Below are 11,929 nucleotides of genomic sequence, written 5' to 3' on the forward strand. Positions count from 1 at the left end.
GGGTCGGCCCGGTATACCGCTCCGGGTCCAGAGCAGCGTATCGGCAGCCGGGCGCCGGTGACGACGACCGTCCGGACGGGCGGCGCGGATTCGCATCGCATCCGGACGGACTCCGGGGTCCGTTCGTAGAATCCGGGGCGTGAGCGACACTGCGGAACCGGCCGAGGGTGCCGAGCGGGCCATCGAGGAGACGGACGCTGCGCCGGCGGACGCAACGGGCGCTGCGCCGGCGACGCACGACGAGCCTCCGATCAAGCGCTGGGTGTTCTGGCCGGCAGCCGGCTTGGTGCTGGCCTTCGTCATCGTGGCGCTCATCGCACCGAAGCAGACCGAGGCCGTCTTCGACTCCGTCCAACAGGCCATCGTCCGCGACTTCGGGTGGTACTACGTCATCGTCGCCGCGGGGTTCGTCCTGTTCGCGATCTGGATCGGGTTCAGCCGGTTCGGCGACATCGTGCTCGGCAAGGACGACGAGGAGCCCGAGTTCTCCACCATGTCCTGGCTCGCGCTGCTGTTCGCCGCCGGGATGGGCATCGGCCTCGTCTTCTACGGCGTCGCGGAGCCGCTCAGCCACTATGCCTCCCCCAGGCCGGGCGTCACCGGCAGCGACGAGCAGCTCGCCCAGCGCGCGATGTCCCAGACGTTCCTGCACTGGGGCCTGCACGCGTGGGCCATCTACGTCGTCGTCGGGCTCGCGCTCGCCTATGCGATCCACCGCCGCGGTCGCCCGGTGTCCATCCGCTGGGCCCTCGAACCGCTCCTCGGCAAGCGGGTGACCGGCGGGTGGGGCAACCTCATCGACGTGGTCGCGCTCGTCGGGACGCTGTTCGGCGTCGCCACGTCCCTCGGCCTCGGTGTCCTGCAGATCGGCGCGGGGCTCGACTACACGGACATCGCGGCGAACACGCGCGGCCTGCAGATCGTGTTGATCGTCGTCGTCACGCTGATCGCCATCGGGTCACTGCTGAGCGGCGTCGGCAAGGGCATGAAGTACCTCTCGAACATCAACCTGCTGCTCGCCGCCGCGCTGCTCCTCGTCGTGCTCGTCTTCGGTCCGACCCAGTTCCTGCTCGGCGAGTTCGTGCAGTCGATCGGGCAGTACCTGCAGGGCTTCGTCGGGCTCGCGTTCGACACGAGTGCGTTCGCGGGCAAGGCCGGGCAGGAGTGGCAGGGAGCCTGGACGACGTTCTACTGGGGCTGGTGGATGTCGTGGGCGCCGTTCGTGGGCATCTTCATCGCCCGGATCTCCCGCGGTCGGACCGTCCGGCAGTTCGTCCTCGGCGTGCTCTTCGTCCCGACCCTGCTCACCTTCCTCTGGTTCTCGATCATGGGCGGGACCGCGCTGTGGGACCAGCTCAACGGGAACGGGGACCTCGTGAGCGCCGGGGGGAGCGTGAACGTCGAGCAGGTGCTCTTCCAGATGCTCGGGGACCTGCCGGCCGGATCGGTGCTCGTCATCGGCGCGATCGTCCTGATCGGGGTGTTCTTCGTGACCTCCGCGGACTCGGGGGCACTCGTGATGGGCATGATCGCGACCGGCGGGCAGATCGAGCCGAAGAACTGGATCCGCGTGTTCTTCGCCGCGGTCACCGCCCTCGTCGCGGTCGCGCTCCTGCTCGCCGGTGGGTTGAACGCGCTGAAGACGGCCGCGATCACCACGGCGTTGCCGTTCAGCGTCGTGATGGTGCTGATGTGCTGGTCGACCGTCGTCGCGTTCACCCGGGAGCGTCGGGCGTACCTCCGCGCGGAGCGCCGGGCGATGATGGTCGACTTCGCGGACTTCTACCAGCAGGAGGTCGAGGACCCGTCCGAACGGGCACCGCGGACCGGCCCGATCGGGAAGCTGGCACGGCGCATCCGACGGTAGCTCGGCGTGCCGCGCTCCGGTCGTCGACGCTCAGGCGGTCGCTGCCACGTCCGGGCGGCGACGGGCATCGAGCTCCGCGAGGAGACCGTTGTCGAGCTCGTACGCCAGCTCGACCTCGGCGATCACCCGCTCGCGCTCGTCGTCGTCCCACGGCGCGGCGTCGAGCTGGCCGCGGTAGGTGTCCTCGAACGCGGCAGGGTCGGCGACCTGGTCGAAGATGTAGAACAGCACGCCGTTCGTGTCGAACCCGAACTGGTCGGAGAGCATCCGGCCGATCACCTGCCCGCCGGACAGGTCGCCGAGGTACCGCGTGTAGTGGTGTGCGACGAACCCGCCTGGCCACTCGGCGGCGACCTCGTTCAGCCGTCGCACGTAGGCGGTCGTCGCCGGCAGCGGGCAGACCAACTCGGACCAGTCCGAGCCGATGAGGTACTCGAGGTCCGATCGGATCGCGGGCATCCGGGTCAGCTGCGCGGTGACGAACGGGCTTGCGACCGGGTGGTCTGCCATGCGTGCGGCGGCACGCTCGAGGGCGTCGTACACGAACGAGTACTGTCCGAGCAGCGCGGCGTAGTCGGCGACGTCGCACTTCCCGCCGAGCAGGTCGTCCATGAAACCGTTCCCCGCCGAGGAGCCGTTCGAGCGACGGGTGCGCTTCCGCAGCAGCTCGGAGAACGGGATGACGGGACTGTCCATGAGGTAAGGCTAACCTTACCGAGCCGGACGTCAAGCAGTCCGACGAACTTCCAGGCGATTGCGATCCCCCGAGAGGAAGCTCCACCACGATGAGCAAACCGAACCGCCCCCAGCACGTCTTCGTCGTCGAGCGCACCGAGCGCCTCTCGCCGCACATGGTCCGGGTCCACCTCGGCGGTCCCGCGTTCGAGGACTTCGTCCACGCGGCCGACCCCGAACGACTCGAGACCACGGACAAGTACGTGAAGCTCCTGCTCGCGAAGCCGTCGCTCGGACTGCAGCCGCCGTACGACCTCGAGGCGCTGCGCGAGACCCTCCCGAAGCAGGACCGTCCCGCACGCCGCACCTACACCGTCCGGGCGATCGACCACGATGCCCGCACGATCGCGATCGACTTCGTGGTGCACGGGGACGAGGGACTCGCCGGTCCCTGGGCCGCGGCGGCGGAACCGGGCGACACGCTCGCACTGTCCGGCCCGGGCGGCGGCTACGCGCCGAGCACCGACCCGGCCGTCGCGCACGTGCTGCTCGGTGACGACAGTGCACTGCCCGCGATCGCGTCCGCACTGGAGGCGATGGACGACTCCGCCACCGGTGTCGCCCTGGTCGAGATCGCCGGCCCGGACGACGAGCAGGACATCCCGCACCCGGCGGGGATCGCGCTCCGCTGGCTGTACCGCGACGCCGCCGGCGCCGAGCCGGGCACGCTCCTGCTGGAGGAGGCCCGCAAACTGCCACGAGCCTCCCGTCCGGTCCAGGTCTTCGCGCACGGCGAGCGGACCGCGATGAAGGCGATCCGTCGCCTCCTGCAGGACGAGTGGGAACTCGAGAAGTCGGACATGTCCCTGTCGGCGTACTGGGCGCTCGGTCGTGCCGAGGACCGGTTCCAGGAGGAGAAGCGCGAGCCGATCGGCGTGATCTTCGACTGATCCTTTTGTACAGCATGGTTGTACAACTGCGCTGAGGAGCGTACGGTTGCGGCATGTCCGCCAGCACTGCCGCGCGCACCGACCGGTTCGACCGGCGGCTGCTCGCACCGATGATGCTCGGGTCGATCCTCAACCCGATCAACTCCTCGATCATCGCCGTCGCCCTCGTGCCCATCGCGTCGGCGTTCGGCGCTCCCCCGTCGCAGACGGCGTGGCTCGTGTCGGCGCTCTACCTCGCGACGAGCATCGGACAGCCGCTCGTCGGACGGCTCGTGGACACCTTCGGGCCCCGACGGCTGTTCCTGATCGGAGCGGCACTCACCGGCATCGCGGGCGTGCTGGGCGTGTTCGCGCCGAACCTCGGGGTCCTCATCGCCGCGCGCGTCGTGCTCGGATTCGGCACCTGCGCCGGCTACCCGGCCTCGATGTACCTCATCCGCTCCGAGGCGGACCGCACCGGGATCGCCTCCCCCGCCGGTGTGCTCACGGCGCTGTCGGTCGCGACCCAGACGATCGCGGTCATCGGGCCGACGCTCGGCGGGCTCCTCATCGGGGTCGGCGGCTGGCGTGCGACGTTCGCGGTGAACATCCCGCTCGCGGTCGCGTGCCTGGTGCTCGGGGCGCTGGTCCTGCCGCGCACGGTGCCCGCGACCCCTGGTGCCGGCCGGCTCCGGATCGACCTGCTCGGGATCGTGCTGTTCGCCGGGACGCTCGTCACCCTCTTGCTCTTCCTCATGTCGATCGAGGTCGGGACGCTGTGGCTGCTCGGGCTCGCCGTGCTGTTCGGCGCCGCCTTCGCGTGGCGTTCCCTGCGCGCTCCCGACCCGTTCATCGACGTACGGGTCTTCGCCGGCAACGTGCCGTTGCTCGTCACGTACGCCCGCGGCGTGCTCGCGGCCACGGTGTCGTACTGCTTCCTCTACGGGTTCACGCAGTGGCTCGAAGGCGGTCGCGGGCTCTCCCCGTCCCAGGCGGGACTCGTCCTGCTGCCGACGTTCGCGACGGGGATCCTGGTCGCGACGCTCACCGGTCGACGCCCGGAGATCCGCGGCAAGCTCGTGGTCGGTGCGGCCGCGCAGGTGGTGGGGTGCGTCGTCGTCCTGTTCACGGGGTCCGGCTCGCCGATCGCACTGCTGCTCGTGGTCGCGATCGTGCTCGGGATCCCCCAGGGGCTCGTCAACCTGGCGGTGCAGAACACGCTCTACCACCAGGCGGACCCCGCGCGGGTGGGTGCCTCCGCAGGGCTCCTCCGGACGTTCATGTACCTCGGGGCGATGATCGCGTCGTCGGCCAGCGGGGCGTTCTTCCACCACGGGATGACGGACGCGGGACTCCACGACCTGGCGTGGTTCATGGCGGGTGCCGCGACGCTCTTCCTCGTCATCACCCTGGTGGACCGGTCGCTCGCGCGGGTGGACCGTGCCGCGCGGGGACCGTCCGAGACGGTCGCGGCGTCCTGACGGCGGGACACCTGACGGGAGGCCCGGGGAGCGTCGGACGTCGCCGGTAGCGTTCGGCGCATGGTCCAGTCCTGCTGCGTCCCGGGCTGCGCGGGCCCGGTCGCGTCCGGCGCGCCGGTGCCGCTGTGCGAGTCACACGCGGTGCTCGTGGCCGACTTCGCCGCCGCCGCCCGAGGGACCGAGGACCTCCTGCCCGGCCCCTGTCTCGTCTGCGGATCGCGGCTCGGCGTGCGGTGGCCGTCGGGATCGGTGTGCGCCGTGTGCGAGTGGCCGTACGGGGACGTCCCCGACGGCGACCTCGCTCCCCCGCGGGTCGACGTCGTGTACTACCTGCGGCAGCGTGACGACGTCGGCGATCGGATCAAGATCGGCACGACCGCGAACCCGCGGCAGCGGCTGGGGCGGATCAGCCACCAGGATCTGATGGCGTTCGAGCGGGGCGACCGGGTGCTCGAACGGCGTCGGCACGGGGAGTTCGCCGCGACGCGGTACCCGGGGACCGAGTGGTTCCGCACGACGCCGGCGTTGCTCGAGCACGTCGCGGTCGTCGCCGGCGGGGTGTCGGACCCGTGGGCGTTGCACGCGCGATGGACGAGCGAGGCCCTGGCGCTCCGCGGGTGACGGGTGCGGCGAGCGTGGCCTGCCGGGCCGTGTCCTGCCCGGCCGTGTCCTGCCCTGCCGTGGCCTGCCCGGCGGTTCGCGCCCCCGCATGGACATCGCGCCCGGTCACGGCGGGGCGCGATGTCCACGCGGGGGCGCGATGTCGGCGGCCCCAGGCGGCCCCAGGCGGGCGCGGGCGCGGCGTCAGCGCGCGTAGGCGTCGACGAAGAGCGCGCCGCGGACGTCACGGAGCGTGTCGACCAGGCTCGCGATGGTCCGACCGGAGATGCCCGACACCTGCAGGTCGTGGGGGCCGAGCGCGGGCAGCCGACCGGTGCGGATCCGGATCACCTCCCACCCGACACCGCGGATCGCCCGGTCCTTGCGGCGGTCGGACGCCTCGCGGGGCCCCACGTGCTCGAGGCCGTGCCGCCCGGTGGAGTCGTACTCGATGGCGACGCGGAGCTCGGGCAGGATGATGTCCGGCCACGCCTCGACGTGGTCGTGGAACGGTCGGTCGAGGCGGATCGCGTTCCGGTCGAACGTGAAGTCGAAGCGGTCGGACAGCGCCTGCCGGAGTTCGGCCTCCACCGCGGAGGCCGTCGCCGGCGCACACACGCTGACGAAGGCGTCGCCGGACGGCAGTCGCGGGGTCTTCTGGCAGATGCGACGAGGAGCCGCCGAGCGAGAGGGAACCGCCGAACGGGAGCCGGACGACCGGACCGCACCGGGCCGACGGACACGCTCGGACGCCACCGCGCCGGTCGGCATGCCGGACGACGTCCCGGAAGCGCCGATCCCACGACCGGGGGCGGCCGGCAGGGTCTGCCGACCGGTCACCCGTACCGCTCGTTGAGGTGCAGGAACCGCTTCGGGCCACTCCTCGGGCAGGGTCGGCCAGCGTTGCGGTTTCGCCATCAGCGCGCACTCGGGGCACCAGACGGAACGACGACGTTCGCGGCCGGGACGCCCGCGCTGTTCCGCCGGGGTCGCGACGAACACGTGACCGACGTCGCACTCCCAGGTCAGGAGGACCTCTGCCGCCGGTGGGACCTGGGTGAGGACGATGCCGGCGTTCCACTCCGGGTGGTACTGCCGGACGAGCACCGGGTACGACGCCCACGCGGCGCGGAACTCCCCGATGGCGTACGGCACCGGCACACCGCGCGACCACTGCCGGCGGCGCCACCACGCGTCGACGGGTTCCACCACGACGGTCACGGTAGGGCGCACCACCGACAGTCGACCGCGAGCGGACCGGCAGTCGTGGGGCGGTCCCGGCCGCATGACATACCCTGGTGGGGTACCACTCGACAGGAGGCGCCATGACCGAGCACCACCACGGTTACATCTCGTCCAAGGACGCGTACCTGAAGCGTCTCCGGCGCATCGAGGGCCAGGCTCGCGGGCTGCAGCGCATGGTCGAGGACGAGCAGTACTGCATCGACATCCTCACCCAGGTGTCCGCGATGACGAAGGCCCTGCAGTCGGTCGCACTGGGCCTCGTCGAGGACCACCTCAGCCACTGCGTCGCCGATGCGATGGCGGACGGCGGCGACCCCGAGGCGAAGATCAAGGAAGCGTCCGAGGCCATCGCTCGACTCGTCCGCTCCTAGCCAGACCCGACGCAGCCGTGCCAGGGTCGGTGTCGTGTACACGGACATGACCGGGCCCGAGCTCCTCGCCTACCGCGGGAGCGTCGTCGAGCCCGATGACTTCGACCACTTCTGGACCACCACCCTCGCCGACGCCCGGCAGCACCCCGTCGACGTCGTCGTCGAGCGGGTCGAGACGGGTCTCACGACGCTCGACACCTACGACGTGAGCTTCGCCGGCTGGGCCGGGCAGCGCATCCACGCCTGGCTGACCGTTCCCGCCGGCACGAGCCCGGACGCGCCGCTCCCCGCGGTGGTCGAGTACATCGGCTACGGCGGCGGGCGGGGCCTCGCGACCCAGCAGCTGCTGTGGGCGTCCGCCGGGTACGCGCACCTGCTCATGGACACCCGCGGCCAGGGGTCCGGCTGGTCCGTCGGCGACACCCCGGACCCGGACGGCTCCGGCCCGGCGGTCCCCGGGGTCATGACGCGCGGCATCGAGTCGCCGGAGACCTACTACTACCGCCGACTCACGACCGACGCCGTCCGTGCCGTCGACGCCGCGCGGGCGATCGACCTCGTCGACCCCGCCCGCATCGCTGTGCTCGGCGTCAGCCAGGGCGGCGGCATGGCGATCGCGGTGTCCGGTCTGGTCGAGGGACTCGCCGGGGTGTTCCCCCGCGTGCCGTTCCTCTGCGACTTCCCGCGGGGCACGACGATCACCGACGCGTACCCCTACCGCGAGATCGCGCAGTACCTCACGGTGCACCGCACGAAGCGTGACCAGGTGTTCGGCACGCTGGCGTACTTCGACGGGGTCCTGCACGCCGCCCGCGCGACGGCTCCGGCCTGGTACTCCACCGCGCTCATGGACCCGACCTGCCCGCCCTCGACCGTCTACGCGGCGTACAACGCGCACGCGGGCCCCAAGGAGATGACGGTGTGGGAGTTCAACGGCCACGAGGGCGGCGGCGCGCACGAGGACGTCGAGACGCTCCCACGGCTGCGGTCCGTCCTCAGCTGAGGGCGTTCTCCACGTACACCCCCGAGCGGCTGACGCGTCACGGAAGGTCATCCACCACGTCGACGTGACGTTCCGTTCCGTCCCGTGCCGCTGTGTTGCGCGGGGCGTTGTCGAGTGGCACGGACCGCTCGTACGGTCACGCCATGACCGACACGGCACAGGCGACGGAGCACCGGCACGGCGCCCTCGCGTTCCGCACCGTCCGACCCGACGACCCGGCGGCGGCGCCGATGCTCGCGGACCTCGAACGCGAGTACGACGCCCGCTACGGCGACCATTTCGGCGAACCCGCCTCCATCGAGATCAACCGGTACCCCGTCGAGCACTTCACCGCGCCGCTCGGCACGTTCGTGCTCCTCTACGAGGACGACCGGCTGGTGGCCGGCGGCGCCTTCAAGCCCCACGACGACGACACGGTCGAGCTGAAGCGGATCTGGACGGCCCCCGAGGCGCGCGGCCGGGGCCTCGCCGGTGTCGTCGTCGAGGAGCTCGAGGCCGAGGCCGGACGGCGGGGCTTCGGACGGGTGTACCTGACGACCGGGCCACGTCAGCCCGAGGCGGTCCGGCTCTACACCCGGCTCGGCTACACCCCGCTGTACGACGTGACCAAGTCGTCGGAGGAGGTGGGGATCCACCCGTTCGAGAAGCCCATCCGGACCGACGGGGCGGGGCCGACCCGAGCCTCCAGGCCGAACGGAACCGACGCGACGGACGCAACCGCCGCGGCCGGACGCGCCGCACTCGACCGCCCCGTCATCCCGCTCCGCCACCCGCTGCGCTGGATGGCCGCGGCCGTCGTGCTCGTGCTGCTCGCGAACCTCGTCGAGACGCTCTTCACGAACCCGTCCTGGGAGTGGCCGCGGGTCGGGAAGTGGCTGTTCAGCCCGGCGATCATGACCGGACTGCAGCTCACGCTCGTCGCGACGGCGCTCAGCGCCGTGATCAGCTTCGCCGGCGGCATCGTCGTCGCGATCGCCCGCCTGTCGCGCAACCCGGTGCTGTCGAGCCTGGCCTGGGGGTACGTCTGGCTGTTCCGGTCCGTACCGCTGATCCTGGTGCTCGTCTTCCTCTACAACCTCGGCAACCTGTACCCGACGATCGGGATCGGGGTGCCGTTCGGCCCGCACGTCGAGGTGCCGACCGCGAACGTGCTCGGCGACCTGGCGATCGGCGTGATCGGGCTGAGCCTCAGCGAGATCGCCTACGCGTCGGAGATCGTCCGCGCGGGGGTCCTCGCGGTGGACCACGGGCAGCACGAGGCCGCGCAGGCACTCGGGCTCCCCCGGCACCGGCAGTTCCTCCGCATCGTGCTGCCGCAGGCGATGCGCTCGATCGTGCCGGCGTTCGTGAACCAGATCGTCGGGCTGCTCAAGGCGAGCTCGCTGCTGTTCTACGTGTCGCTCCTCGACCTGTTCGGGGTCGTCCAGAACCTGTCGAGCACCTACCCGACGGACATCATCCCGCTGCTCGTCGTCGCGACGCTCTGGTACCTCGCGCTGACCAGTGCCGTCTCCGTCGTCCAGTACTACGTCGAGCAGTGGACGTCCCGCGGCTCGGTGCGCACGCTGCCGCCGACGCCGTCGCAGCGGGTGCGCGCCGCCTGGCGACGGATCCGAACGGGAGGCTCGGCTCCGGCCCGACCGTCGGCGCCCGCTGGCCGTCTGGTCACCTCCGACACCAACGAGGGAAGGGTCGTCTCGTGAGCGCAACGATCAGCATCCGCGGCGCCGTCAAGGCCTTCGGCGACAACCGGGTCGTCGACGGGATCGACCTCGACCTGGCGGCCGGGAGCGTCACCGCCGTGCTCGGGCCGTCCGGGTCCGGGAAGTCCACGCTGCTCCGGGCGATCAACCACCTCGAACCGCTGGACCGCGGCGTCGTCACGATCGGCGACGAGACGATCGGCGTGCGGCTGGTTCCGGCGACCGGTCGGTACAAGGAACTCCCCGAGCGAGCGATCCTCCGGCAGCGCGCCCGGATCGGGTTCGTGTTCCAGCACTTCAACCTGTTCCCGCACCTGACCGCGCTCGAGAACGTGATCGAGGGACTCGTCGCCTCCGGTGTCCGAGTCGCTTCCGCCCGGGTCCGCGGCATCGCCCTGCTCGAGCAGGTCGGGCTGGGCGACCGCGCAGACGCCCGTCCGCGGCAACTCTCCGGCGGCCAGCAGCAGCGCGTGGCGATCGCCCGCGCGCTGGCCCTCGAGCCCGAGGTGCTCCTGCTCGACGAGCCCACCTCGGCGCTCGACCCGGAGCTCGTCGGCGAGGTGCTCGGCGTCATCCGGTCCCTCGCCGCGTCCGGCACGACCCTCGTCATCGTCACCCACGAGGTCGCATTCGCCCGCGAGGTCGCCGACCACGTCGTGTTCCTCGACCACGGACGGATCGTCGAGCAGGGTCCGCCGTCGCAGGTCCTCGACGCGCCCAGCCACGACCGGACCCGCGCGTTCCTCAGCCGCCTGCGCTGACCCCGCCTCCCCACCCCCACAGCACCCGACCCCAGGAGAACCATGCCCATCACCACCCTGTCCCGCTGGCGCAGCACCGGCGCCCTCGTCATCGCCGCCGGCGTCGTCGTCGCCCTGGCCGGCTGCGCCGCGGGAGCGAACGCCGGCACCGGCTCCGGCTCGTCCGATGGCACCGTCACCATCGGTGCCGCCTCGAACGGTGCCGCGAAGGAGACGACGCTCACCGTCGCCGAGGACACGAAGCTCCACGACGCGCTGCCGTCCGACGTCAAGAAGTCGGGCGAACTCGTCATCGGCATCGGCGCGCTGCCCTCCGGGTTCCCGCCACTGGCGTACACCGGCGACGACCAGAAGACCCTCACGGGTGCCGAGCCCGACCTCGGACGGCTCGTCGCCGCGAAGCTCGGGCTCGACGCGCAGGTGAAGAACTCCACCTGGGACAACCTGTTCGTCGGCATCGACAGCGGCTCGGTCGACGTCGGGTTCTCGAACATCACGGACACCGAGCAGCGCAAGGAGAAGTACGACTTCGCCTCGTACCGCGAGGACAACCTGGCCTTCCAGGTCCTGGAGTCGAGCGACTGGACGTTCGACGGCGACCCGTCGGTGCTCGCGGGCAAGACCGTCGCCGTCGGGTCCGGCACGAACCAGGAGAAGATCCTGCTCGAGTGGAAGGACCAGCTCGAGGCCGCAGGCAAGACCCTGACGGTCAAGTACTACCCGGACACGAACTCGACGAAGCTCGCGCTCGACTCCGGCAAGATCGACGCCTCCTTCGGCCCGAACCCGGGTGTCGCCTACCAGAACACGCAGAGCACCGGCAGCGCGAACCCGACCAAGACCGCGGGGACGTACTCCGGTGCGGGTGGGTCGTTGCAGGGACTCATCGCCGCGACGACGAAGAAGGACGACGGACTCGTGGAGCCGGTCCAGAAGGCGATCAACGAGCTCATCGCGGACGGTACGTACGCCAAGTGGCTGCGGGCGTACAACCTGTCGAACGAGGCCGTGCAGGAGTCCGAGATCAACCCGCCGGGGCTGCCGCGCGACAACAGCTGAGCCGGGCGCGGTCGGGGCGGGGGGTCCGGCAGGTTGGGTCCGGTCTGGCACCGACTCGGAACGACACCCTCGACGTCGTACGACGTCGAGGGTGTCGCTCGTTGCGGACGCAACAGTTGCGCGCGCGGGCCAGCGACAGGGTCGCTGTCGTACGACAGCTTGGGTTCATTCGGTGGTCGCAACACCTTGAGCGATTGGGGTGGTTGTGGTGGGTCGGCAGGCAGCGTATTCGCGG

11 protein-coding genes are annotated in these 11,929 nt (G+C 71.1%); 9 read left to right on the forward strand and 2 right to left on the reverse strand.

The features are described from left to right. Window positions 1–139 precede the first annotated feature (139 nt). Window positions 140–1,867 carry a BCCT family transporter gene (locus ACO0E1_RS17755; protein WP_422875375.1) on the forward strand — a complete coding sequence of 576 codons (1,728 nt, stop codon included), beginning with the start codon at window positions 140–142 and terminating at the stop codon, window positions 1,865–1,867. Between the two features lie 30 nt (window positions 1,868–1,897). Here ACO0E1_RS17755 and ACO0E1_RS17760 read toward each other — a convergent pair whose 3' ends face one another. Further along, window positions 1,898–2,563, reverse strand: coding sequence for a biliverdin-producing heme oxygenase (locus tag ACO0E1_RS17760; protein WP_422875376.1), 666 nt, complete (start codon window positions 2,561–2,563; stop codon window positions 1,898–1,900). An 89-nt stretch (window positions 2,564–2,652) separates the two neighbouring features. Between ACO0E1_RS17760 and ACO0E1_RS17765 the strand changes: the two genes are divergently transcribed. Genes ACO0E1_RS17765 through ACO0E1_RS17775 form a run of 3 tightly spaced genes read left to right on the forward strand, consistent with a single transcriptional unit; the run spans window position 2,653 to window position 5,573 of the window. Then, complete coding sequence (locus ACO0E1_RS17765) at window positions 2,653–3,492, forward strand: siderophore-interacting protein (protein WP_402728569.1); 840 nt, start codon at window positions 2,653–2,655, stop codon at window positions 3,490–3,492. 53 nt (window positions 3,493–3,545) lie between these two features. Then, window positions 3,546–4,952 carry an MFS transporter gene (locus tag ACO0E1_RS17770; protein ID WP_422875377.1) on the forward strand — a complete coding sequence of 469 codons (1,407 nt, stop codon included), beginning with the start codon at window positions 3,546–3,548 and terminating at the stop codon, window positions 4,950–4,952. A 60-nt stretch (window positions 4,953–5,012) separates the two neighbouring features. Next, complete coding sequence (locus ACO0E1_RS17775; RefSeq protein WP_422875378.1) at window positions 5,013–5,573, forward strand: GIY-YIG nuclease family protein; 561 nt, start codon at window positions 5,013–5,015, stop codon at window positions 5,571–5,573. A 183-nt stretch (window positions 5,574–5,756) separates the two neighbouring features. Here the strand turns inward: ACO0E1_RS17775 and ACO0E1_RS17780 are convergent, their stop codons facing one another. After that, a complete protein-coding gene (locus ACO0E1_RS17780; RefSeq protein WP_422875379.1) occupies window positions 5,757–6,764 on the reverse strand; it encodes a hypothetical protein in 1,008 nt (335 codons plus the stop codon). A 113-nt stretch (window positions 6,765–6,877) separates the two neighbouring features. Here ACO0E1_RS17780 and ACO0E1_RS17785 point away from each other — a divergent pair, with 113 nt between their 5' ends. The 5 genes from ACO0E1_RS17785 (at window position 6,878) to ACO0E1_RS17805 (ending at window position 11,694) form a co-directional block, all read left to right on the forward strand. Then, window positions 6,878–7,168 (forward strand): metal-sensitive transcriptional regulator, encoded by a 291-nt coding sequence (locus ACO0E1_RS17785; protein WP_281264352.1) that lies wholly within the window; start codon window positions 6,878–6,880, stop codon window positions 7,166–7,168. 34 nt (window positions 7,169–7,202) lie between these two features. Continuing rightward, entirely contained in the window at window positions 7,203–8,171 is a 969-nt protein-coding gene (locus tag ACO0E1_RS17790; protein ID WP_422875380.1) for an acetylxylan esterase, read from the forward strand. Window positions 8,172–8,314: 143 nt separating this feature from the next. Next, complete coding sequence (locus tag ACO0E1_RS17795; protein WP_422875381.1) at window positions 8,315–9,874, forward strand: GNAT family N-acetyltransferase; 1,560 nt, start codon at window positions 8,315–8,317, stop codon at window positions 9,872–9,874. Next, the gene (locus tag ACO0E1_RS17800; RefSeq protein WP_422875382.1) at window positions 9,871–10,635 is read left to right on the forward strand and encodes an amino acid ABC transporter ATP-binding protein; all 765 of its coding nucleotides are present in this window, start codon (window positions 9,871–9,873) and stop codon (window positions 10,633–10,635) included. Before ACO0E1_RS17795 ends, ACO0E1_RS17800 begins: the two co-directional genes overlap by 4 nt. Before the next feature lie 42 nt (window positions 10,636–10,677). Continuing rightward, entirely contained in the window at window positions 10,678–11,694 is a 1,017-nt protein-coding gene (locus tag ACO0E1_RS17805) for an ABC transporter substrate-binding protein (protein ID WP_422875383.1), read from the forward strand. Window positions 11,695–11,929 lie beyond the last annotated feature (235 nt).

The organism is Curtobacterium guangdongense (assembly GCF_049341845.1).
Lineage (GTDB): Bacteria > Actinomycetota > Actinomycetes > Actinomycetales > Microbacteriaceae > Curtobacterium > Curtobacterium guangdongense.